We start from the raw sequence: 21,675 nt of genomic DNA, 5'->3' as shown, positions 1-21,675 counted from the left end.
CGTTCACGGGTACCACCTCCTCGTTCTCTCGCACGGCCTCCGGAAACGTAGCAGCGGTCGCCGTGGTCCGCCAAACGGTTTTTGCGCGGGCCCCGTGGCCCGATGCCACGCAGCCGGAACACTACGCAGAGCATCCTGGAGCCTCATCACGGCCTCCAGAGGCGAAGCCCTGCGGCGCGGCGGGCGCGCTGGGGTGCTGGGGTGCTGTCGTGTCCCATGGACATCGAACACGATGCGCCGCCGGCACCTCCCCTCCCGCGTGCCGGTGCCGTCGGCTCGCGGACGCAGACAACCGACAGCACCATCCCACCCTCTCCTCCTGTGACCAACCACATGGGGGAGACCATGAACTGGACCAGACTGGTGGGACTTGCCGCGGCCGGTCTCGCGCTGTGCGGCTGCGCCCATACGGCAAACGCGAGCGGGCCGACGCAGAACCCGGGTGCGTCCACCCACAGCACGCACCAGACTGCGAACAAGCCCGCAGGCAACCGCGACAGCGCACCGACCCGCACACCCTTCACGCCCGCGTTGGAGCTGACAGGCAATCTCGACGCCCGCCCCGGGCAACTGGTCGGCATCCGGCTCGACTTCCTCACCCGCGCCCAGGGCCGTGACGCGGTGACGGCCCACTCGCCGGCGTTCAACGAGCCCGTACCGCTGCGATGGCAGGACGACGACTCCTACAGCGCCACGCATCCGCTGGCGATGACGGACAAGCCCGGCTGGTACCCGCTCAACGTCTCCGTCGCAGGCCACACCGTCGCCCACGACAGGATCCACGTCCTGCCTTCCAAGCGCCCTTCCTTCACCGTCACCTTCGCATCGGAGGTGGCGCGGCCCGGGGAACTGCTGTGGCTGAACTTCGACGACCTGTACCCCGGTGAGCGGGGCACCGACTTCACCGTGCGATCCACGGCCCTGCATCAGCCCGTTCGACTCGTCCACGACGAACGGTACGACTTCTCCAACCCCCGAGCATTCTCGGCCAGCACGGAGCTCGCACCCGTCCTCGCCGACGGCACGTACACCTTCACGCTGTACGGCCCGCACGGCCACCGCATCGCCCAGAAGCCTGTCACGATCCGCGCATCCCGCCCCGGCGACGCCGACTACCTCGGCAAGGCACACGGCCCCGACCTCTACGACCCGACCCTCGGCTACGCCGATGCCCCCCACCGGCACGACTTCACCGTCGGCCCCGCAGGGCGGGTCGCGGTCATGTGGCACGACGCGGTCCCGGACCCGGGCGAGGAGACGCGGCTGACCGCCATGTCCCCGGCGTTCACGCAGGTACTCCGCCTCCACCGCGACGACAGCAAGTCCGCCGACGGCGATGACCCGCGTTACCTCAACACGGCCACCATCCGAACCGGCCTCAAACCGGGCCGCTACCCCGTGACGATCGTCGCCCACCACCACCGCGTCATAAAGGTCGGCTACGTGACAGTGACGACGCGGCAGACGCACTGAGCTCGGTCTTCCTCCTCCGGCATCACATGCGCCTCGAACAGGTCAGCGGCCGATTCGCAATGACCTCGTGCCGGCCGGGAGACGCGCCCTGGCGAAATGGCGTCGGCGTGGGGCGGAGGGAACACCATGCCTGTGAGGATGGTTGCACCAGGGTATGAAGGCTATTGGCGTCTACGAGTTCGGCGGTCCGGAAGTCCTGCGTGTCCTGGAGTTGCCCGAACCACAGGTGGGCCCAGGCGAGGTCCGCATCCGGGTGCACGCGGCCGCCGTGAATCCGACCGACGTCCTGCTGCGGCGCGGCGGCCACGCCGTGCGCATGCCCGACCGGAAACCCCCGTTCGTGCCTGGCATGGATGCCGCCGGAGTCATCGACCAGCTCGGACCCGGGACCGACGCCCGCCTCGCCATGGGCCAACCGGTGGTCGCCATGGTGCTGTTCACCAGCGCGCACGGCGGAGCCTACGCCGAGCACGTCGTCGTGCCCGCCGCCTCGGTGGTGCCGGCCCCCGAGGGGGTGGACTTCCCCGCGGCATCCACCCTGCTCATGAACGCCATGACCGCGCGCCTTGCCTTGGACGCGCTGGCCGTGCCGCCTGGCGGGACCATCGCCGTGACCGGTGCGGCCGGTGCCGTCGGGGGGTACGCGGTCGAGCTGGCCAAGGCCGACCGACTGACCGTCATCGCGGACGCCGCCCCGCACGATGCCCACCGAGTACGAGGATTCGGCGCCGACCACGTCGTCGAACGCGGCCCCGAGGTCGCCGCCCGCATCCGAGCGCTGGCGCCCGAAGGCGTTGCCGGCCTCGTGGACGGTTCCATGCAGACCACCGAGATCATGCCCGCCGTCGCCGACGGCGGGAGCCTGGCCGAGCTGCGCGGCTGGCCCGGCCCGGCCGAACGCGGCATCCGCGTGTGCCCGGTGATGGTGACGGACGGCCTCACCGACACCGAGCGGCTGGACACGCTGCGCCGCCAGGCAGAGGAGGGCGTCCTGACGCTGCATGTCGCCGACGTGCTCCCCGCCGAACAGGCAGCCAAGGCCCACCGCCTCTTGGAGGCCGGCGGCCTACGCGGCCGATTGGTCCTGGACTTCTCCTGGTAGGCCGTGTCCGCAAAGCCCCGTGTGCCGGACGTCGCCCGGCACACACTCTCGCCGCACCGACCGACGACCCCATTACCCCATCAGTGCCTCAGTAGCTCAGTACCTCAGTACGGGGGCCGGCCCGGCACGCCGATCGCCCTGCCTTCCGCCGTGGGCCCGCCGCCCGCCGACAGACACCGTTCCGGCCGCCGCCCGGGTGGCGGGACGCGTCGGGCGGCGTGATTGGTGCGAGTCCGTGCTCCTGCCCTCGGGCCCCTGCGATCGCCCCTCCACCAGCCCACACCCCGGGCGCCGGTTCTGCCGTCCACCGTTGCCGAACCGCCGCAGCCGGCTCGCCGCGACGATCATCACCCGGCTCCGCGACCTTTCTCCAAGAGCCATCAGCAGCGGCCTAGCTGAAGACGGCCGCCAGTACGGCCAGCGCCACAAATGGTTCGAGCAGGGGGCAGTTGGGACGGGCTGTGCGCAGCCGCCCGAACCGCCGAGGAGAACCGTACGTTCCGAGCGGAGCCAGGATCGCTCGGCCATCATCTCGGCCGCATCGCCGCGGGCGAGGAACGTTACCCATGGTTCGTGGCCTTGCCGGCCGAGGCGTTCGATGCGCGCAGCCTCGCCGGACTGGACGGCATCCAGCGCATCGAGAACTGATGCCGGGCGCGCCCCGTAGGCGGCGCAAAGGGCGTTGAGGCGGCTTCGCAGGGTGTGCTCCCCGGCAACGGGTGCTCTTCGCTGCTGCTCGACGGGACGCAGCGGCACGGCGTACCAGGCCAGCTGCGCGAGGTCGTCGAGGGCATGGTCGGGCGCTGCGAAGTCCCAGTCGATGAAGCCGGCCAGTCGGTCGCCGTGCCAGATGGAGTTCCACGGGCCCAGGTCGCCGTGCCGAATGATCAGGCCGGGCCTCCACCCGCCCTCATGGCCCTGCCACCGTGCGTCGGCCGGCGGCTGGAAGTCCCGAACAGCGTCGTGGTAGTCGCGCAGCCAGGACCCCAGTTCGCTGATCCCGCCGGTCGACCGCAGAGGCGACGGCCAGGGGGAGAACGCCGGTTCGCCGTGCAGCAGCGACAGCACCTCATCGGTGCCGTTGGTGCCGAGGGCGCGCGGAGCCCGAGTGAAGCCCACCGATTCCAGGTGGGTCAACAAGGCGTGCACCGCAGGCGTCCACTCGCCGACCGGCCGGCGGATCGTCTCGCCGATCCGCCGCACCGTGGTCACGCTGCCCTTGTCAGTGGCACCGTCCTCGATCATCGAGCCAGCGTAGCCCGCGGTCCGGACGGTCGGGCTAATGGCTGGCTGGCGCGGGCTCGGGGACGTGCAGGTGGTGGCTCAGCGAGGAAGGCGTGACTGTCGTCCTCGGCCATGCACGCGGTCCGTCTTGCATGGGGTGCCGACCGTCGGGGGCTGGCCCAGGTGGCCGTGGCACAGGTGCTCTCGGCTGTTGGGTTCCGGCGGTCGGAGGGGACAGACGAACCGGCCGAGGACGTCGGCCGGCAGACTGCTCCGCTGTCATCTGTCGTGTGGCCGCCACACGGCTGCCGGTCCGGCTCGGCTGTGCCGCCGGGTGCCTGGTCGGTCGTCCGGTTCTTCTGCCTGGTGGGCAGCCTGCACTGGTGGTGCGCTGTCGGGCCGCTCGCCGCGGGCATGCCGCCCGTTGTGCCGTCCAACGGAGTGCCGCCGCTGCGCGGCCCCGGTCGGACGGTGCGCTGCCACGAGACTCTGCCCAGGCTGTCGGCCGGCCGCCCCGCTCACCGTCAGGGCGCCGCCCGGCCGCGGTCGTTGATCTGGGGTGATCGTCCTCAGGCGCTGGCGGAGCTGCGGTCGGTCTGCCGCCACATGGTCATCCTGTGAGCTGTGAGCTGTGAGCTGTGAGCTGTGAGCTGTGAGCTGTGAGCGGTGGCGAGGCGTGTTCCTGTCGTGGTGTCGACGGCAGCGGCATCCGGTCGGCCCCACGATGCCGGCGCTTCGTATGCTTGCAGTGCGGGGAACCGGAAGCTGACCACCTTCGGAGGCGAACGACCATGTCGGAACAGCGTGTTGTCCTGGTGACGGGCGGAGGAACAGGAATCGGGGCCGCAACCGCCCGGCTGCTGCGCACCGCCGGGCATCAGGTCGTGATCTCCGGGCGGCGGCCCGAGCCACTGCGCCGGGTGGCCGAGGAGACCGGAGCACTGGCCCACCCCTCCGACGCCGCCGACCCCCAGGCCGTGCGCGAGCTCGTCGAGACGACGGTTGCGGCCTACGGCAGACTCGACGGTGTGGTGCTCAACGCCGGAATCGGGCGGGGCGGCGCGGTCGGCGACACCGCGGTCGAGGACTGGGAAGCGCTGATACGGACCAATCTCACCGGCCCGTTCCTGCTGCTGCGTGCCGCGCTGCCGCATCTGCTGGAGACCCGCGGTGCGGTGGTCGCGGTCGCCTCGGTCGCCGCGCTCCGCAACAGCGTCGGCAACGCCGCCTATGCGACCTCCAAGGCGGGTCTGCTCCACCTGTGCCGCTCCTTCGCCGTCGACTACGGGCCGCAGGGGCTGCGGGCCAACACGGTGTGCCCGGGCTGGGTGCGTACCGAGATGGCCGACCAGCGGATGGCGCGGTTCGCGGCGGAGGCGGGGCTGGCGGGCGGTACCGAAGCGGCATACGAGGAGGCGAACCGGCTGACTCCCGCCCGGCGGCCGGGTGATCCGCAGGAGGTCGCCGAGGCGATCGACTGGCTGCTGTCGCCCGCCGCGTCCTACGTCAACGGGGCCGTTCTCACCGTCGACGGCGGGGTGACCCAGGTCGGCGTCGGCGGTGCCGCCTTCGACTACCGGATCGAGGCGCGCACCCCGCGCCCGTAGCGGACTCCCGACGGGAGGCCGAGCCAGGACGGCATCCAGCGCCAGCCATGCTCGTCGCCGGGGATTTCCATGCCCGCGGCGCGAGCAAGGCGGCGGCCGACCTCAGCCCACCCAGGCCCATCCCCACAGGGCGTACTGCCTCCGGCCGGTCGGTTGGAAGCAGACCGGGTGCCTGGCAGAGCCATCACACTCGCCGTCCGGCATCCGAGTGCACGAGCCGGCCCCGGACGCTGCGCCACGGGGAAAGGGGAGCGCCGGGGCCGGTGAGCTGCGCCCGGCCTAACGCCTCTCTGTGATGGCCTCCTCCACTTCCTCGCGGACCTCTCTCGCGGAATAGCGCGCGGCCGTCCCGTACGGGGCGAGCAGCCCGTCGGCGAGTGAGGGATCGTCCTCCAGCAGTTCGGCTACCAGCACGGTGCTTCCCGGCGGCACTTCCGCCGCCAGCATCTCCAGCGCCGCGTTGGCTGCGGTCGCCTCGCGCGCGTCATGGGCACCGCCGATCAGCCCGCCCGCGCCGAAGCCGATCATGACGCCGAGCGGGCCGCCGAGGATGCCCAGGAGCCCGCCGATCAGGCCGCCGACGGCGAAGGCCCGGGCGGTGCCGGTGCTGTCGACGGCGTCGGGGAAGTCGAGGACGCCGTCGGCGTCGCGCGCGACGACCGCCGCCTCGCGCAATTTCACCTCGCCGGTGGAGTGCGCCCGCCGCAGCGCGTCGAGCGCCTGGTGGCCGGCCTGCGGGTCGTCGACGTTCAGGAAAAGGATGTTGTCGTTCATGATGTCCACTGTTGGCGCTCCCGGCCCTTGGCGCACCCCAGCGGAGCCTGCCATGCCGAGTGGGCCGGTGCGTCGCGCCCTGTCAGCGGCGGACCAGCGAGGACGACTCCGGCGCCAACTCTGACCGACTGGACGCGGCCTTCCAGTGGCACCAGGGGAGTCGCGCCCCCGAGCGTTGCCCGCATGCGTGGCATGGCATGGCATCCATCTGACGTGGGACCAGCACGACGGGTGGCGCCTCACCCATGGGCTCGGCGGATGGCCCCCGGCCCGATCTGTATCGGCGGCGACCCATGGGCTACCCAGGCACCCAGGCCGCCGTAGAGCGCTGGGAGACGTCCCCAGCCTGCCCTCTTCGTCGTGTGCCTTCGAGGAACGGTCACCGCGACCGCTCCTCGAACTGACTGCGCAGGTTGGAAACAGGATGGGCCGTAGGCAAATTCTGAGAACGGCCGCGGGGCCGACAGCCCTGAAAATGTTGATGGGAAGTAGGAACAGGGCGACGCCCTGCCGCGCTCTGGGCTCCGGGTCCCTGGACCGCCGGGTTTCGCCCATGAGCGATGATCCCCTCATGGACAGAGCGGTTGATCTCGACGAGGCGGCTGCGGTTCTGGCTGGGCAGACATCCGCGGCGAAGGCGCACAGATGTATGTCGACCGCGACCTGCGAACGGCCGACGAGGATGCCGATGCAGTCGATGCTCTTCGGCCCCACTCCTTTCACCGTGCGCAGCGCGGCGCGATTGGCCTGGTGGTCGAGCCACGCATGCCGATCATCACGGGTGTCGACGCCGTTGGTAGCCAGCACGTTGGCGATGGCGTGGGCCGTTGCAACCTTCGGTGAGTTATGGAAGTTCATGGCCACGGCAAGGTTTTCTACGGCAAGCCGTTCCTGGAAACCGCGGACCGTTGCCGCATCGGGCCAGTCCGCTTGAAGCCGGAGCAGCCGTGCTCGGAGGGTCGCCTCCTACTTGCGGCGGGCGTGGAAGCTGGCGTCGCAGATGACAGCGCCCCAGCGGCTTCAAGACGGTGGGCCCTCACTGACGAGGGAGATCTTTCATGGCGTCCTCGCAGCCGCGTACCCAGGCATCGAGGTGTTCCCGCGCGACGCCCTGGGTGAACTTCTCCTGGCGGGAGGCGAGACGGCAGTCGATGCTGGCAGTCCAGCCAGAGCGAGTGAAGGCGGAGGCGGGTGGCGTCTGTTCTGTGCGGGTACCGTCCGTGGGCGTGGTGGGCGTGGTGGGCGTGGCGGGGAAAATGCGCGTGGTGTGTGCCTTGGCGGTGAGTCCTCGTCGCATGGTGGCGAGCCACTGGTATCCCTGCCGGTACTCCGCGGCCCCAACAGCGCCGGTGCCGAAGAACGTGTCTTCCAGGATCGTTACGGTGAGTGCCACGGCAGTGATCGCCGCGGCCGTGCAGATCAGTGCCGTGCGCATCCTGCGCGTCATGGTCGATCCCCCCTTGGCAGCCGGGAAACGATACCCCCGGCGCCGAGTTGTCTCTGGCTGATGGCCCGATGACCGCCACCGGCCCTCCCTCCTGAAACTCCAGCCCGGCCCTGCGGGCCGTGAACAGCCGAGGCCCTCTACACCTGCTCACTGACTGCGTATCGACCACGCGACCCATCGGACACCCATCGGACGCACCCTGTCCTCGCAGGGGGCCTCTCCGGCACCACCCGTTGGTAAGTACGCTTGGCACACGTGAAGCAATACAACCAGCGCGGCACCGATGCGCACACCTATACCGTCCTCGCCTTGACCCTGATCGGCACCGCCATCGGCGGCCTTACCTTCAGCGCCGTCTCAGAGTGGCAAGGAAAACTCCTCGCACTGATCATCTTGATCGGTTGGGGACTCGGCGTCCGATGGTGGAGCCGCACCCGGCCCCACCACACCAGCGACACCAACTAACCTCGCGACGCGGCGGGAACACGGGCGCGGGCGACGTCACTTCAGTGCCGAATCCGCCGCCACCCTCAGGATCGACCGTAGCTGCGCAATGATGTCCAGCCGGTTCTGCACGAACTGCGGATCCGTGATCTTTCCGGTCGCCGGATCGGTGTTGCCTGCGCCGAACTGGAGCACCGGTGTGTGCACGTGCCCGCCTGGCAGCGTGTCGTGCAGGCCCAGCCGGTCGCGCAGCAGGGTCGCGCGGTAGGCGATCTCATTGGAGAGGTAGTTGCCGCCGCCGCCCTCACGCGCCGTGGAGCCCGGCGTGGGGCCGTCGGGGCGTACGACGGGTTCGGTGCTCCCGGTCGGGATCTCGGTGACCTCGGTGTGGTCGTAGCCCGGGAACCGGCCGGTGCGCGCGGTCACCATCGCCTTGTAGGGGAGGGTAGTTGTCGTCCACTGCGGCTGTGTGGCCGGGGCGGCGACCGGGATGGTCCCAGTGCTGCTGATGTTGTCGTTGTCGGGGTACCCGCCGCGCCAGGCCCCGTTCGTCCGCTCGACGTCGAAGCGGCCCACCCGGCCCTGGCTCACCGTCGTGTACAGGTCGACCTTCGGCAGGTACGGCGCCAGCGTCCGCTCCACCGTTCCCTCCGCGAAGTCCTGCCAGCGCACCGGGAACGTGACGGCCTCGATGCGGGCCGGACCGGAGTCGGTCTGGATCACCGTTCCGTCGAGAGCGAGCGCGACGGCCCCGGACGGGTTGGAGATCCTGATGTCCCGGTCCAGCGTGAACGGGTCGAAGCCGGTGACGAGAATCCGCTTGATGCCCGTGGCGCGCGACGGGTAGCGGATGTCGCTCTGGCCCCGCGAGGTCCGCTCCAACTCTTCCAACAGGGTGGAACGTTGCGCGTCACTGAGCCCGAAACCCGGCTCCCATCTGCGCACGTCCCGCGTCATCCCGAGCCGCGCCCAGTACAGCGGCCGGTCGTCGTCCCGACCGAGGTCGCCGCCCGCGGGGCCCCGTCCCTGCGCCCGGCCGACGGCGCGCCGCCACAGTGCCGTACCGTCCCGCACGACGATGCCGCGGGCCTGCTTAAAGGAGTGCGTCCGGGCCAGGTCGCGGACGAAGTCGGGGGCTACGGAGTCGAATCCGGAGCGTCGCAGTATCTCCTGCGGTACCGCCTTGTCGAGGCGCTGTTCCTCGACGGTCGGGGTCGGGGCGCCCTGAGCGGCCCGGGCCGTCGCCGTGGTCGCGGGTACCGCCAGACCCGCCAGCAGGGCCATTCCGAGGAATCCGCGCCGAACACGTAGGGAATTCAAGGGGCTTGGGGTCCTTCCGTCGCTGTGGGGGCGTACGCGTACTGCCGGACCGCTGCAGTATCGCGTGACGGAAGTGGTCTACGCCATGGGTGAGGCTCAGGGGCCTCGAACTCATACTGCAACCAGGGACTGTGTGAGGGTGTGATCAATCACGGGTTTTGCTCCCGCACGGGCGGAATCTGGTAGGACGTTGCGTGTGACGCGCAGGCAACTCACCGATGACAGCGGAAGTTGATCGAGTCGTACCTGTCGACAGATGAGTACGGCCGTACCCCGAGCGACTGCCGGACCAGTTCGAGGGGGTGATCGGGCGGGGTTGGGTCGCGCAGATCCGCTGGGGGGCGGCGGCAGGAACCGCGCCCCGGCGAAGGGCGGCTGATCAGCGCGGTGTTCCGGAACTACGAGTCCAGGTCCGGCCAGCCGCTGCTGCACGGCCACGCCGTCGTATCGATTACCGCTAGCGGTGCGGCTCAGCGGTCGTGGCCCTTGATCTGTGCGGCGGCGCGGTGCAACTCGGCAAGAACCGTGCGGACGGCCTTTCGGGCGGTGCGCTCGGGCCGGTGGAGGACGTCGATGTCGCGTCGGGCGTGTACTCCGGTCAGCGGCCTGAGGACGACGTCGGGGTGCGGCTGAGCGGTCCAGCGGGGCATCAGCGCGAGGCCGCCGCCGGCGGCGACGGCCACGGCGACTACCGCGAATTCGTTGATGCGGTGGACGATGTCGAGTCGGCGGTTGGCGACGCTGGCGATGGCCTCGATGGTGGACATCAACGGGAAGCCGTCGTGCACCGTGATCCACGGCTGGTCCGCCACGTCCCGCGGCGTGAGCAGCGGCTTGGACGCCAGCGGATGGCCGGCCGGCAGGGCGACGTCGAGGGGTTCGCGCAGCAGCGTGGTGGAGGTCACGGTGCGTGGCCAGGGCGGACTGTGGTCGAGGCGGTGGGCGAGCACGAGATCGTAGTGACGGGTGAGGGCGGGGAAGCGGTCCTGGGCGACGTCCTCGTCGGCGAGCGCCGGGCGGGGGCGTCCGGGGCTGACGAGGCTGCGCAGCAGGAGTGGAAAGAACGCGGACGCTGCGCTGTGGAACGCGGCCACCGACACGTCGCCGTCGGGTTGTTCGGCGAAGTCGGTGATCGTGTGCCGGGCCTGGGCCAGGGCGGTCTCGACCTTGATGGCCGCCGCGGCCAGGGCCTGCCCGGCGTCGGTCAGCACCACCCGGCGTCCGGCGCGCTCGGTGAGCGGGACGGGGATCGAGCGTTGCAGCAACCGCAGTTGCTGCGAGATCGCGGAAGGCGTCACATGCAGTGCCTCGGCGACGGCGCTGACGCTGCCCAGGTCTCCCAGTTCGCGCAGGATGCGCAGCTGCCGTTCATCCATCCTGACAGTGTAGTGCTGCTACACCTCATATTTAGAAGTTGGTTATAGCCTTCAACGTACTGGTGGGGCAGCGTGGGGGCATGCATGTTGCCCGCCGCACCGATGCGGTACTTCTCCTGGTCGCGCTGGTCTGGGGTTCCAGCTATCTCGCGGCCAAGACGGCCACCGACGCACTCCCGGTCCTGGCGGTCCTGTTCGCCCGGTATGCGATCTCCGCGCTCGCGTGTGGAGCCCTGGTCGCCTCCCGCCGCCAAAGGCGCCACTGGACCCGCGCGGAGGTCCGCGCCGGGTTGCTGCTGGGAGTCACCCAGGCGACCGTGCTCGTGCTGGAGACCTACGGGGTGGCGCACACCAGCGCCGCGAACGCCGGGCTCATCATCAGCCTGACCATCGTGCTGACACCGCTGCTGGACCGCACCGGCAGTCGGCGGCTGCCGTGGACGTTCTTCCTCGCCGCCGGACTCTGCGTGGTGGCCGTCGGGCTGCTCACTTCCAGTACCGGGCTGCACGCACCACGGCTCGGAGACGTGCTGATGCTCGCTGCCGCAGTCGTCCGGGCCGGGCACGTCGCTCTCGTCGGACGGCTCACCGTGGGCCGTCCCATGGACCCGCTGCACCTGACGACCGTTCAGACCATCGTGGGCTCGTCACTGTTCCTGCCGCTCGCTTTCACCCACCTGCCTGACCTGGCCCACAGCAGTGCCACCACCTGGACCCAACTGATCTATCTCGCCCTGTTCTGCAGCGTGTTCGCCTTCCTCGCCCAGACCTGGGCCGTGCAAGGCACCTCCGCCAGCCGGGCCAGCTTGTTGCTGGGCACCGAACCGATCTGGGCTGTCGCCATCGGGATCAGCGTCGGCGGCGAACGGCTCACCCTCTGGGCGACACTCGGCGCCGTGCTCATGATCGCCGGAACCTACTGGGGCCAGGCCATCGAACGCACCCACCGCACCACCACGGCAAGAACCGAGAAAGAAGACGATGCGTGCCCGACAATGACACCCACCAGCGCCTGATCACCCTCTACGCGCGCTTCCCTCGGAGGCGGTGTACGGAGGCAACGGCCCAACGGCCACGGAGGCGAACAACAGGTGTCATGCCGCCGCGCCCACCCATACCTCCCCTCCCTTGCTCACCCCGAACCCCGGCCCCCGAACGCCGCTCTCGCGCTCGCACGTCTTTGACCAGCGCGTTTCCATGATAATTCTAAGCAACTGCTGCGCACTTCGGATATGTCGCAGCCTTGCACCGGAAAGCTCGTCAAGGGGGCCATCACATGAACACGCAGGCATCCAAGTCACCGGACCCGGCACGGAAGTTCCGGGCCCTCGCCCCGATGGCGCTCGACCTGGTCATCCCCATCGCAGGCTTCTACGTACTGCACCAGCTGGCCGGCTTCAGCCAGGTCTGGGCGCTGACCCTCGCCGGCGCGGCGGGTGGCGTGTGGACGCTGATCCACACCATTCAGCGGCGCAAACTCGACGTCATCGGCCTGCTCGTCGTCCTGGAGATGGCGCTGACGGTCGCTTTGCTGTTCATATCCGACGATCCGCGGCTGATCGCCGCCAAGCCGTCCTTCTACACCCTGCTCGCTGCCGTCTACCTGCTCCTTACCTGTGTCGCCGGGCGGCCCCTGGTCTATGTGGCGGCCACCCCCATGGCCACCGACGGCGACCCCGACCGCGCCGTCGCCTATGAGCAGGCGTGGGAGCGCTCCCAGCCGTTCCGCGCTCGTGAGCGCATGGTGACGGCGGCGTTCGGGCTGGCCGCACTGGTCGACGCCGTGCTGCGCGTGATCGTCGTCTACAGCTTCGACGTCGACAAGTTCAACGAGTCGTTCCTGCTGTCCCAGCTGCCGGGCATCGTGCTGATCGTCGCCGTGCTGCTGTTCACCAAGTCCCAGATCAAGGTGCTGCACGGGCTCGTCGACGAGGTTCACGACCAACTGGCCGCCGAAGGCGTCATCGGCCCGCGCCCCGACGCCGGCCAGCACACCGCCCCGGCGCTGAACGAGGCCACACGATGAGCATGCGTGCCGCCGTGCTCGGCCCGCCGCTGCGGCCGACTGCGCCGCTGGCGCCGGCGCATCCGTCCCAACATCGCGATCAACACCGTTCGGGCACGGGTTACTTGCCACGTGGCCGGAGGTTCACTGGGACAGCAGACCGAACGACTGGGGCCGCCGAGCAAATCGCCTCGATCGGCTGAGAACGGTCTGTCCAGGTGACCCTGTCGATGACGAGGAGCAGCGTCTCTCGAGCCGTTCGGGAGGCGCGGATGAACGTCAGTGGGCTGCAACATCGATGAGTTCGACCTCTGTCGCACTGCCTGAGGCGTAGCGGTCGCTCGGACGCAGGACCGCACGCGCTCTCTTACGGCGCCGGGGACCGGAAACGGGGCATCAGCCACCGCGCCGGTCCCCGAACCAGGTCTCAGATGCCGAACAGTCGCTCAGCGTTGGTGTGCGCGACTTTGTGACGATCCTCGGGGCTGAGCGGAGCGGTTTCCAGGAACGCGGCGTGCTGGGCAGGGTCCCCGAAGGGGTAGTCCGTGGCGAACATCAACCGATCGGCCCCGAACACCGTCAACGCACACTGCAGCGGGGCCACGGTGGTGTACCCGCTGATCGTGAGGTGGACGTGGGAGCGCACCGTGTCGGCGACGGACTCGTGCCCCGGTCGCAGTCGGCTGAGGACCGAGTCGGCGCGCAGCAGGGAGAACGGCAGATTCTCCCCCATGTGTCCGACAACGACCTGCAGGAGCGGATGCCGGTCGAACACCCCGCCCAGCACCATGCGCAGCACATGCATGCCGGTCTCGACATGCCAGCCCCACCCCGCGGTCGTCAACAACGCCGCGGCCGCCGGGTCGAGGCCCGCTCCATAGGCATCGGCGACGGCAGCCGGCGGATATGTCGGGTGCAGGTACACCGGAACCCCGAGCTCCTCCGCTGCCGCCAGGACCGGGGCGAACTCGGCGCCGTCGAGGAACCGGCCACCGGTGTGGCCGTTGATGATGAGTCCGCAGAACCCCAGGTCGCGCACCGCGCGGAAGGCTTCAGCCGCAGCGGCCTCGGGGTCGGGCATGGGCAGACTCGCCAGCGCACGGAATCGCCCCGGGTACTGACGGACCGCCTCGGCCGCACGGTCGTTGAGCGCCCGCGCCAGGTCGGCAGAACGCGCCGGAGCTACCTCCTGAGCGGCCGGAGCCACCACCGACAGCACCTGGACGTCGATGCCGGCCGCATCCATCACCGCTACCCGCCCGGCACCGAGATCGGCCAGCGGGTCCACCGCCGCGGGCGGCAGCCCCTGGGCGGCCATCACCTCTCTCACGTGCTCGGACGGCAGGAAGTGCTCTTCAACAGCGATCAGTCGCATGCGTCTCTCATCTCACACGTCTCGGAACAGCCCGACGGATCTGACACCTCGACAGGGGGCAGTGGCGCGCTCACGGGACTCGACCACGATCGCTCCTGCCGACCTTCGCGGCCGTCCGCTCCCAGAGCGGGCGGCCGTCGTCGTCCGCACCCACCAACCGGCACGTCCGGACAACTACACGACGCATCACCCCAGCACCCTCGGGTATCAGCGACCCAGTACCGCTCGCGTCAGCTTGGCCTGGGCGCGCAGCGCGTACGGTCCGATCCAAAGGCCCAGCAGGAGCCACACCACGCCGAGTCCGGCCGCCCAGTTCGCCGAGCGGGCGCTCTCCAGCCGGATGAAGCCGTACCAGCTGTTGTCCCAGGTGGAGACCCACGGGTCCCACAGGACCGGCATCAGGACACCGAAGAGGCCCAACGCGAACAGCAGGAGGGGGACAACCGCGAGGAACCAGCTGGCAACGAGGGAGACCTGGGCCCAGGCCCAGTCCCGCCAGGTCGAGCGCCGGCTCAGCACCCTCAGTGCCCCCTTCACCAGCCCAGGGACACCGGGAGTTTCGGCGGCCCCATCCAGCGCACCAGGGTGCCGCTCCCACGAGCCGGCTCCCTTGCTCGGGCCAACGCCGTACCACCGCTGGCCCAGGCGGAGCTGGCAGTCGGCCAACCCTCGCAGCGCCTTCGCCACCAAGGGGACCAGTGCGAACCCGACCCAGATGAACAGCGTGGTGATCGCGGTGATCAGCAGCCAGGAGACCACAGCCGCCGTCCATCCCAGGAGCATCAGCACCAGTCCGCGCCACGGCGCGAGCAGCCCGCCGATCAGCCCCCCGCCCCGCTGCGCCCGCCGGGCCTGCGTGCCGTCATCGTGCTCGGCCTGCCCGGGCGCTCCTGGCCGCGTGGCCGCCCCCACAGTCCCATCCGGCATGCTGTGGCCCCTGCCTTTCCGTCGTCTGCAAGAACGGGAGGTCAGAACCCGTTCTTTGATCATTCTCGCAGGTGGCAGGGGCCGGAGCACTGGGGCTATCCCCCGTATCCGCCTGTGACGTGCCGCAAGTCGCGCTGGCGGTTGTCGACTGGCTCGGGCTACGGCTCATCGACAGGGATGCGTTTCTTCCTTGAGCGACCTGGTGCTGCCCCTCCAGCCCCGCGAGCGACCGAGGACCCCCAACCACATCACCCTGCGTATCCGCGGGTGACTCGGCTCAGTCCCAGTCCCAGTCGCATCGGCCGCAGCGCCGCGCTCTGGACAGCTGCGTCGACCGTCTCCACACTCCCGACGGTCGTTCCCTGCCCACTCGACCCCGACCGCCAACACCGTGCCGAGCAACTCCAGAGCCGGATGGCCCAGGCACAGCAGGCTGCCGAGCGTGCCCGTCGAGCTGCCGGCCGTGCGACGCAGGCCGCCGAAGACGCCCTTGGCCGTGCCGGCGTCGCCGACCGAGCCGTACCGGGGGCCTCGGCAACTTCGCAAGCCTTCACCCAGGACGTGATCGCGCCGCAGCAACAGGCTGTCCTTGAAGCCGAGGCCGCTGTGCGGGAGCTGGCCGCGCGGCCGGAACGGAACGCCGAGCACCTTCGGGAACTTGCCGAACTCATCGACCTACGGGACGAACTGCCGCACCTGGAAAGGGACAAGGAGGCCGCCGAGGCTGCCTAACACCGCCGCACGGCAGGACACCGACCAGGCGGTGAAACAGAGCACTGACCGGTGGTCCAACCACCTGCTCCGGCGGATGCAGGCATGCGACCCGGAGATCACCACCGTCTCCATCAGCCCAGAAGACTCCTCCGTCCCCCTCAACGGCAGCCCATTCGATGCCGGGGCCGTCGCAGGGCACGGCATGACCCGCACCAACGTCAGCACTTGGCTGGCACTACGCGCCACCGCGCGGGAAGTGTCCGCTATGCCCGTGCCCCAGTTCCTGATCGTCGACAGCCCCTTCACGGGCCTGGGCAGCAGCACCGAGGACCAGCGGACCGGGACAGCTCTGCTCAACAGCCTCACCGACCTGGCCACCTCGGAGCAACCGGCGGGCACGGAAGGACTGGTCATCATCGCCTGCACCGAACTGCACGGCACTCCTGGGCCGGTCGTTCGCGAAATCCGCACCAGCTTGGCAGACGGCGCCGTCCCCGGCCTGCAACCGCGACAGTCCACCACTACGTAAGAGCTGCGAGGACGGATGCCGGATGCCTTGATGCGGGGCCAGCGTCCACCAGACGGGGATTGCGTGGCCAGCGACCGCACCCCGGTCCTCTGACTCGAGGGCGCCGGCTCCTTCCCGACGGCAGTCGAGCGCCGCTTCAGTACCAGTTTCTGATCCGGGACCGGTGACGAGCTGGTGGACGACTCATCGAGCCGACACGATCGATGGCGTGGTGGATCCAGATGATCGATTTCAAGGGGTTGAGTGGTCGTAGCCGGTCAGTGCGCGCATGACCGGCTGGCCGCGCATGAAGCCGGCTCCCCTCATCAGACCCCTCGGAATCGACCGTCTAGGCTGGCGCAATGACTGATGAGCAGGAGCGGGTGCAGCCGTCGGGAGTGTGGGCCACGGCGGTGGGGGTGGCCCGGGTGCGGGCGCTGGAGACCGAGCGGGAGAACGCGCTGTTCCGCGACCCACTGGCACAGGCATTCGCCACCGCCGGCGGCCTGTGGCCCTCCTCGCCGCCGCCCGATGACGAGGCCGCACGACGCCGCCGGCTGGCTGTGTCGTTCTCCATCGTCATCAGGACGAAGTTCCTCGACGACGTGTTGCAGCAGGCATCCGCGTCCGGGGTCCGGCAGGTCGTGCTGCTCGGCGCCGGCATGGACAGCCGGGCCTTCCGGATGGACTGGCCCGAGGGCACCCGGCTGTTCGAGGTCGACACCGCCGCGCCACTGGACTTCAAGGCAGCGGTGCTGCGCCAGGAGCGTGCCGTCGCACGCTGCGAGCGAATCACCGTCGCGGTGGATCTGCGTGAGGACTGGCCAGGCGCGCTGGCCGCCGCAGGGCACGACCCGGCGGTGCCGACCGTGTGGATCGCCGAAGGACTGCTGATCTATCTGCCCGAGGACGCGGTGGAGCTGCTGCTGGACCGGATCAGCGCGCAGTCGGCGGCAGGCAGTCGGATGGGGCTGACGTTGGGCTCGCGCGGCGTGATCGAGCGCTTCGGGGCGGACGCCGTGCCGGGATCGGCGGCGTCCATGTGGGTCTCGGAGATGCCCGACGACCCGGTGGGCTGGCTGGACGGGCACGGCTGGGAGGCCGAAAGCCACACCCTGCGCGAGCGCGCTGCCGCCTACGGCCGCCCGATCGACACCCCGCCGCAGCGTGAGGAGCGGCCCGGCGCACTGATCTCGGCGGTCCGTCGGTAGAGCGTCTCCCGGTCCCCTAGATGACCGATTCCAAGGGGGTCTGATGAGGGGAGCCAGGTTCATGCGCGGCCAGCCGGTCATGCGCGCACTGACCGCCTACGAGCACTGAACCCCTTGGAATCGCTCATCTAGAGGCTGACGACGAATCGACGCGCTGGACGACGCATCCCTGCGAAACCTTCCGGACGCACCACCAGGGAGTGCCCGACAGGCCATGTGGCCGACCGGGAGGTCTGAGCAGACGGACAACGCCTTGCTCCTGGGCACGAACCGTGTCCCGTTGCCCCCGTAGGCGGAGCACAGATGCTGGCGTCACCGCTGCGCCGGAGCCACCGGCTCCGGGGCCATCGGCCCGTGCTCTCGCCGGTCCTTCTCACACTTGGACGCCCACCCACACCACGGTGGTGTTTCCGGGCACCCCGGAGTAGTTGTCGCAAAGGTCGTCGAGGTACTTGGTGTGCGGGGTCGGGACGTCGGGGTTCTCCTTCCACTGGTAGGCGCCGTTATCCACTCCGTTGACGCGGCAGACGGTGACGACGTCGGTGATGTAGACGTCCTTCTCGGACTGGAAGCAGTGTTCGCCGTCGTTGTTCCAGACCTGGATGGCGGGTTGGCCTCCGCAGGCGATGCGTCCGTGTTCGACGGCCATGGCGCTGCCGGTGGTCAGCCCGGCTGCGAGCACGGTGGCCGCCGCGATCGTGAGGAGCTTCAACTTGGATGATGCCATTGGGCGTTCCCCGTTTCTCGTTTTCAGCGCCGTCGGATGAGGCGGACGCCGACGCACTGTCTAGCAACGGGCCGGGCGGGCACTGCGCGATTTCACCATGCCTTGACAAGCGGAGTTGGCGGTGGTTTCTGTCGGGGCGGGCCGGCGAAGTCCGGGCGGTCGCACGACCCGTCCGAACCTTGCGGCTGTTACGGTCGCTGGTTGTGACCGATTTGCTTCCGGAATTCCCTGGGGGTCTCGTCGGCGACGACATGTATCAGATTGCTCCGCGTCTCGGCTCTATGCTCCCCGCGTGGATCGACGCCGTCCAGCGACCCGGCCTTACCGACTTCGCACTCGACCTGCTTGGCGAGCGTTCCCTGGAAGGGATGGTGAAGAGGGTCGTTCGCCGCGCTACAGGTGAGTCGGTCGCCCCGGCCGCTGAAGACGACGAGGACGAGTAGGTGATGGCGATGCCCCCGATTTTCCCCCGGGCCTGCTCGATTCTTCCCTCGGCTGAGCGGTGAATGACGAGGTCCGGGCCGCGCCCCGGACCGCCTTGGCTTAGAGGTCCTAACAAAGGCGTTGGACGTGTCTGTAGGTGATGAGACATGTAGCGAGCCCGAGGAAGGCTTCATGGATGTCGTCCCGTCGCTCCCATCGGATGCGCAGGCGTCGGAAGCCGTGCAGCCAGGCGATCGTTCGTTCGACGACATATCGGAAGATGCCCAGGCCGGAGCCGTGTGGCTCGCCTCGCCGCGCGATCACGGGACGGATGCCGCGCTGCCACAGCAGACGCCGGTACTTGTCGTGGTCGTAGCCACGGTCGGCGAACAGTGCGTCGGGCCGGTGCCGGGGTCGGCCGACAACCCCGGCGACAGGGGGGATCTTGTCGAGCAGGGGCAGGAGTTGGGTGACGTCGTTACGGTTGCCGCCGGTCAGCGACACCGCGAGCGGGATGCCTTGGGCGTCGGTGACGACGTGGTGCTTGCTGCCCGGCCGAGCGCGATCGACCGGACTGGGACCGCTTTGGGCCCCTACGGGCCGCCCGCACATGGGAAGAGTCGATCACCGCCCGGGACCAGTCCAGCTTCTTCGCCGACCGCAGCTTCTTCAACAGCAGCACATGCAGCTGGTCCCACACCCCGGCGGCATTCCAGGCGGCCAGCCGCCGCCAGCAGGTCATACCCGAACCAAAGCCCAGCTCCTGCGGCAGGTACTCCCACTGGATGCCGGTGTGCAGCACGAACAGGATCCCGCACAACGCCTGCCGGTCCGGCACCCTCGGCCGCCCCTCAACCAGCTTCGGCCCCGGCTTGGGCAGCAACGGCTCGACCAACGCCCACAGTTCATCCGACACGATCCACGGCCGCGACTGACGTTTCCCCACGACCAGACCAACGAGCAAATAGGCCAGCAGTCACATGATCAACCACTTCTGTTAGGACCTCTTAGAGGTCCTAACAAAGGCGTTGGACGTGTCTGTAGGTGATGAGACATGTAGCGAGTCCGAGGAAGGCTTCATGGATGTCGTCCCGTCGCTCCCATCGGATGCGCAGGCGACGGAAGCCGTGCAGCCAGGCGATGGTTCGTTCGACGACATATCGGAAGACGCCCAGGCCGGAGCCGTGTGGCTCGCCTCGCCGCGCGATCACGGGACGGATGCCGCGCTGCCACAGCAGACGCCGGTACTTGTCGTGGTCGTAGCCACGGTCGGCGAGCAGTGCGTCGGGCCGGTGACGGGGCCGGCCGACAACCCCGGCGACAGGGGGGATCTTGTCGAGCAGAGGCAGGAGCTGGGTGACGTCGTTGCGGTTGCCGCCGGTCAGCGACACCGCGAGCGGGATGCCTTGGGCGTCGGTGACGACGTGGTGCTTGCTGCCCGGCCGTGCGCGATCGACCGGACTGGGACCGCTTTTGGGCCCCTACGGGCCGCCCGCACATGGGAAGAGTCGATCACCGCCCTGGACCAGTCCAGCTTCTTCGCCGACCGCAGCTTCTTCAACAGCAGCACATGCAGCTGGTCCCACACCCCGGCGGCATTCCAGGCGGCCAGCCGCCGCCAGCAGGTCATACCCGAACCAAAGCCCAGCTCCTGCGGCAGGTACTCCCACTGGATGCCGGTGTGCAGCACGAACAGGATCCCGCACAACGCCTGCCGGTCCGGCACCCTCGGCCGCCCCTCAACCAGCTTCGGCCCCGGCTTGGGCAGCAACGGCTCGACCAACGCCCACAGTTCATCCGACACGATCCACGGCCGCGACTGACGTTTCCCCACGACCAGACCAACGAGCAAATAGGCCAGCAGTCACATGATCAACCACTTCTGTTAGGACCTCTTAGCCCGGCGTGTCCATCAGGGCGGTGACATAGGCATCCAGCCGCTTCTCCACGGCTCGTGTCGTCAGTTCTGTCCTGCCTGCCTCCCGCCATGGCTGCGCCACCTGCTGCACTTCTTCTGAGCACGCCAAGCCGTCCCGCACCTGCCAGTACAGTCGCTCGGTCGCGGCCTTTGCGAGTATCCCGCCGGCCTCCTCATACGCCTCGGCGAACCGCAGACCCCACGCCGGGCCGTGCAGCAACGCGAGGTTGGTGGAGCAGTGCGCTACATCGAGATCCGGCGGGCCCCAGGAGGTCGCGGCCCAGTCGACGACGCCGGTGATCCGGGCGCCTGCCGGATTTGAGGGCGGTACGTCGAGCAGCACGTTGCCGGGTTGGAAGTCCCGGTGCACGAACCGTCCTTCATAGGGCGGCGCGGGCCTGCGGATCATGTCGATCGCCGCGGCCCATGCCGCCGCGTCGGCGCCCTTGGGGACTACGACGGTGTCGGGGGTCGTCAACGCTACATACTCCCGGGGCCGCAAATGGGGTCTCCCCTGCTCGAGCGAAGCCGAGAGCTTGGGGAAGGGCCGCAACGCGTGGATCGCCACGAGTTGACGGGCCAGCAGAGGAACGCGCGTCTCCACTCCCTCATCGTCGAGGACCGTTCGTCCCGTCAGATGTGTCATCAGGAGCGACGGATACTCGCACTGCGCGGCGGTCGGATCAACCGCGACCAGTCCAGGAGCCGGCACGCCGGTCCCCGTCAGCAGCATCAGGGCGTCGGCCTCCCGGTTCAGCCAGTCCTCGGCGTGCCCCACGTAGAACGGGTCGACGAAGCTCCGCAGCACCAGGTCACGGGTGCCTCCGTCCCGCGTGCCGATGGTCAGTCGCCGCATTTCGGCAGTGATGCCCCCGTGCAGCGCCTCGGCTCTGATGATCCGTTCGCCGACCTCCAGGTGCCGACTCACCCAAGCCAGGGTCAACGGTCGGACAGCCGCCGCGTCATCGTGGTTGGTCACCATGTCACCTCATTATCCGGACGGCGGCGCGCGAAAGTTCTCTTGGAGGCGATGGCCGTGCTGCTCGGTCAGACTCCCACTCGACCTGTCGGAATCAGCTGTTGCCGCCGACGTCCGACGC

Annotated in this window: 22 protein-coding genes; 11 read left to right on the top strand and 11 right to left on the bottom strand. The window is 69.3% G+C overall.

The annotated features are described in order from the left end of the window. Positions 1-345 precede the first annotated feature (345 nt). Complete coding sequence (locus MOV08_RS00690) at positions 346-1,473, top strand: hypothetical protein (RefSeq protein ID WP_275305737.1); 1,128 nt, start codon at positions 346-348, stop codon at positions 1,471-1,473. Between the two features lie 154 nt (positions 1,474-1,627). Next, positions 1,628-2,575 (top strand): NADP-dependent oxidoreductase, encoded by a 948-nt coding sequence (locus MOV08_RS00685; RefSeq protein WP_275305736.1) that lies wholly within the window; start codon positions 1,628-1,630, stop codon positions 2,573-2,575. A gap of 96 nt (positions 2,576-2,671) precedes the next feature. Here MOV08_RS00685 and MOV08_RS00680 read toward each other — a convergent pair whose 3' ends face one another. Next, the gene (locus MOV08_RS00680) at positions 2,672-3,820 is read right to left on the bottom strand and encodes a phosphotransferase (RefSeq protein ID WP_275305735.1); all 1,149 of its coding nucleotides are present in this window, start codon (positions 3,818-3,820) and stop codon (positions 2,672-2,674) included. A 770-nt stretch (positions 3,821-4,590) separates the two neighbouring features. Between MOV08_RS00680 and MOV08_RS00675 the strand changes: the two genes are divergently transcribed. Continuing rightward, positions 4,591-5,406, top strand: coding sequence for an SDR family NAD(P)-dependent oxidoreductase (locus MOV08_RS00675; protein WP_275305734.1), 816 nt, complete (start codon positions 4,591-4,593; stop codon positions 5,404-5,406). Between the two features lie 279 nt (positions 5,407-5,685). Here the strand turns inward: MOV08_RS00675 and MOV08_RS00670 are convergent, their stop codons facing one another. Further along, positions 5,686-6,180 (bottom strand): DUF1269 domain-containing protein, encoded by a 495-nt coding sequence (locus MOV08_RS00670; RefSeq protein ID WP_275305733.1) that lies wholly within the window; start codon positions 6,178-6,180, stop codon positions 5,686-5,688. A gap of 645 nt (positions 6,181-6,825) precedes the next feature. Here MOV08_RS00670 and MOV08_RS00665 point away from each other — a divergent pair. After that, complete coding sequence (locus MOV08_RS00665; protein WP_159031012.1) at positions 6,826-7,023, top strand: hypothetical protein; 198 nt, start codon at positions 6,826-6,828, stop codon at positions 7,021-7,023. Positions 7,024-7,216: 193 nt separating this feature from the next. Here MOV08_RS00665 and MOV08_RS00660 read toward each other — a convergent pair whose 3' ends face one another. Continuing rightward, entirely contained in the window at positions 7,217-7,627 is a 411-nt protein-coding gene (locus tag MOV08_RS00660; protein WP_275305732.1) for a hypothetical protein, read from the bottom strand. A gap of 255 nt (positions 7,628-7,882) precedes the next feature. On the opposite strand from MOV08_RS00660, the gene MOV08_RS00655 reads away from it, so the two are divergent. Further along, positions 7,883-8,092 carry a hypothetical protein gene (locus MOV08_RS00655; protein WP_275305731.1) on the top strand — a complete coding sequence of 70 codons (210 nt, stop codon included), beginning with the start codon at positions 7,883-7,885 and terminating at the stop codon, positions 8,090-8,092. A 36-nt stretch (positions 8,093-8,128) separates the two neighbouring features. On the opposite strand, the gene MOV08_RS00650 is transcribed toward MOV08_RS00655, so the two are convergent. After that, positions 8,129-9,391, bottom strand: a complete 1,263-nt coding sequence (locus MOV08_RS00650) for a pyroglutamyl-peptidase I (protein WP_476718399.1) — start codon at positions 9,389-9,391, stop codon at positions 8,129-8,131. 470 nt (positions 9,392-9,861) lie between these two features. Continuing rightward, positions 9,862-10,767: a LysR family transcriptional regulator gene (locus MOV08_RS00645; RefSeq protein ID WP_275305729.1), complete on the bottom strand. Its 906-nt coding sequence runs from the start codon at positions 10,765-10,767 to the stop codon at positions 9,862-9,864. Positions 10,768-10,847: 80 nt separating this feature from the next. Here MOV08_RS00645 and MOV08_RS00640 point away from each other — a divergent pair, with 80 nt between their 5' ends. Then, positions 10,848-11,783, top strand: coding sequence for a DMT family transporter (locus tag MOV08_RS00640; protein WP_275305728.1), 936 nt, complete (start codon positions 10,848-10,850; stop codon positions 11,781-11,783). Positions 11,784-12,043: 260 nt separating this feature from the next. Beyond that, complete coding sequence (locus MOV08_RS00635) at positions 12,044-12,793, top strand: VC0807 family protein (protein ID WP_275305727.1); 750 nt, start codon at positions 12,044-12,046, stop codon at positions 12,791-12,793. Positions 12,794-13,199: 406 nt separating this feature from the next. On the opposite strand, the gene MOV08_RS00630 is transcribed toward MOV08_RS00635, so the two are convergent. Both MOV08_RS00630 and MOV08_RS00625 read right to left on the bottom strand, forming a co-directional pair. Further along, entirely contained in the window at positions 13,200-14,147 is a 948-nt protein-coding gene (locus MOV08_RS00630) for an amidohydrolase family protein (protein ID WP_039639730.1), read from the bottom strand. Positions 14,148-14,354: 207 nt separating this feature from the next. Then, a complete protein-coding gene (locus MOV08_RS00625; protein ID WP_275305726.1) occupies positions 14,355-15,074 on the bottom strand; it encodes a sensor domain-containing protein in 720 nt (239 codons plus the stop codon). 414 nt (positions 15,075-15,488) lie between these two features. Here MOV08_RS00625 and MOV08_RS00620 point away from each other — a divergent pair, with 414 nt between their 5' ends. From MOV08_RS00620 to MOV08_RS00610, 3 genes are all read left to right on the top strand, one after another. Then, positions 15,489-15,806 carry a hypothetical protein gene (locus MOV08_RS00620; protein WP_275305725.1) on the top strand — a complete coding sequence of 106 codons (318 nt, stop codon included), beginning with the start codon at positions 15,489-15,491 and terminating at the stop codon, positions 15,804-15,806. A 31-nt stretch (positions 15,807-15,837) separates the two neighbouring features. Further along, positions 15,838-16,317: a hypothetical protein gene (locus tag MOV08_RS00615; RefSeq protein WP_275305724.1), complete on the top strand. Its 480-nt coding sequence runs from the start codon at positions 15,838-15,840 to the stop codon at positions 16,315-16,317. A gap of 341 nt (positions 16,318-16,658) precedes the next feature. Next, a complete protein-coding gene (locus MOV08_RS00610; RefSeq protein WP_275305723.1) occupies positions 16,659-17,507 on the top strand; it encodes a class I SAM-dependent methyltransferase in 849 nt (282 codons plus the stop codon). A 373-nt stretch (positions 17,508-17,880) separates the two neighbouring features. Here MOV08_RS00610 and MOV08_RS00605 read toward each other — a convergent pair whose 3' ends face one another. Beyond that, positions 17,881-18,234 (bottom strand): hypothetical protein, encoded by a 354-nt coding sequence (locus MOV08_RS00605; protein WP_159031015.1) that lies wholly within the window; start codon positions 18,232-18,234, stop codon positions 17,881-17,883. Between the two features lie 203 nt (positions 18,235-18,437). Between MOV08_RS00605 and MOV08_RS00600 the strand changes: the two genes are divergently transcribed. After that, positions 18,438-18,677, top strand: a complete 240-nt coding sequence (locus MOV08_RS00600; RefSeq protein WP_275305722.1) for a hypothetical protein — start codon at positions 18,438-18,440, stop codon at positions 18,675-18,677. A gap of 109 nt (positions 18,678-18,786) precedes the next feature. On the opposite strand, the gene MOV08_RS00595 is transcribed toward MOV08_RS00600, so the two are convergent. The 3 genes from MOV08_RS00595 to MOV08_RS00585 form a co-directional block, all read right to left on the bottom strand. Next, positions 18,787-19,603, bottom strand: a protein-coding gene (locus tag MOV08_RS00595) for an IS5 family transposase (RefSeq protein WP_420834111.1) whose coding sequence is annotated in 2 segments (ribosomal slippage) — positions 18,787-19,243 and positions 19,242-19,603 — 819 coding nt in all. Because the reading frame shifts where the segments join, the coding sequence is not laid out codon by codon here. Between the two features lie 70 nt (positions 19,604-19,673). Further along, positions 19,674-20,491, bottom strand: a protein-coding gene (locus tag MOV08_RS00590; protein WP_420834110.1) for an IS5 family transposase whose coding sequence is annotated in 2 segments (ribosomal slippage) — positions 19,674-20,140 and positions 20,140-20,491 — 819 coding nt in all. Because the reading frame shifts where the segments join, the coding sequence is not laid out codon by codon here. A 61-nt stretch (positions 20,492-20,552) separates the two neighbouring features. Next, positions 20,553-21,557: a phosphotransferase family protein gene (locus MOV08_RS00585; RefSeq protein WP_275305721.1), complete on the bottom strand. Its 1,005-nt coding sequence runs from the start codon at positions 21,555-21,557 to the stop codon at positions 20,553-20,555. Between the last annotated feature and the right edge of the window lie 118 nt (positions 21,558-21,675).

The organism is Streptomyces yunnanensis, from assembly GCF_029011865.1.
In the GTDB taxonomy this organism is placed as follows: Bacteria; Actinomycetota; Actinomycetes; order Streptomycetales; family Streptomycetaceae; genus Streptomyces; species Streptomyces yunnanensis.
The sequence above is the reverse complement of the archived record's forward strand: the minus strand, read 5'-3'. Positions and strand labels throughout refer to the sequence as shown.

Bases quoted from the DNA above. Each gene is read 5' to 3' on its own strand.
- MOV08_RS00690 (WP_275305737.1), top strand. From the start codon at position 346: ATGAACTGGACCAGACTGGTGGGACTTGCCGCGGCCGGTCTCGCGCTG.
- MOV08_RS00685 (WP_275305736.1), top strand. From the start codon at position 1,628: ATGAAGGCTATTGGCGTCTACGAGTTCGGCGGTCCGGAAGTCCTGCGT.
- MOV08_RS00680 (WP_275305735.1), bottom strand. From the start codon at position 3,820: ATGATCGAGGACGGTGCCACTGACAAGGGCAGCGTGACCACGGTGCGG.
- MOV08_RS00675 (WP_275305734.1), top strand. From the start codon at position 4,591: ATGTCGGAACAGCGTGTTGTCCTGGTGACGGGCGGAGGAACAGGAATC.
- MOV08_RS00670 (WP_275305733.1), bottom strand. From the start codon at position 6,180: ATGAACGACAACATCCTTTTCCTGAACGTCGACGACCCGCAGGCCGGC.
- MOV08_RS00665 (WP_159031012.1), top strand. From the start codon at position 6,826: ATGTATGTCGACCGCGACCTGCGAACGGCCGACGAGGATGCCGATGCA.
- MOV08_RS00660 (WP_275305732.1), bottom strand. From the start codon at position 7,627: ATGACGCGCAGGATGCGCACGGCACTGATCTGCACGGCCGCGGCGATC.
- MOV08_RS00645 (WP_275305729.1), bottom strand. From the start codon at position 10,767: ATGGATGAACGGCAGCTGCGCATCCTGCGCGAACTGGGAGACCTGGGC.
- MOV08_RS00640 (WP_275305728.1), top strand. From the start codon at position 10,848: ATGCATGTTGCCCGCCGCACCGATGCGGTACTTCTCCTGGTCGCGCTG.
- MOV08_RS00635 (WP_275305727.1), top strand. From the start codon at position 12,044: ATGAACACGCAGGCATCCAAGTCACCGGACCCGGCACGGAAGTTCCGG.
- MOV08_RS00630 (WP_039639730.1), bottom strand. From the start codon at position 14,147: ATGCGACTGATCGCTGTTGAAGAGCACTTCCTGCCGTCCGAGCACGTG.
- MOV08_RS00625 (WP_275305726.1), bottom strand. From the start codon at position 15,074: ATGCCGGATGGGACTGTGGGGGCGGCCACGCGGCCAGGAGCGCCCGGG.
- MOV08_RS00620 (WP_275305725.1), top strand. From the start codon at position 15,489: ATGGCCCAGGCACAGCAGGCTGCCGAGCGTGCCCGTCGAGCTGCCGGC.
- MOV08_RS00610 (WP_275305723.1), top strand. From the start codon at position 16,659: ATGACTGATGAGCAGGAGCGGGTGCAGCCGTCGGGAGTGTGGGCCACG.
- MOV08_RS00605 (WP_159031015.1), bottom strand. From the start codon at position 18,234: ATGGCATCATCCAAGTTGAAGCTCCTCACGATCGCGGCGGCCACCGTG.
- MOV08_RS00585 (WP_275305721.1), bottom strand. From the start codon at position 21,557: ATGGTGACCAACCACGATGACGCGGCGGCTGTCCGACCGTTGACCCTG.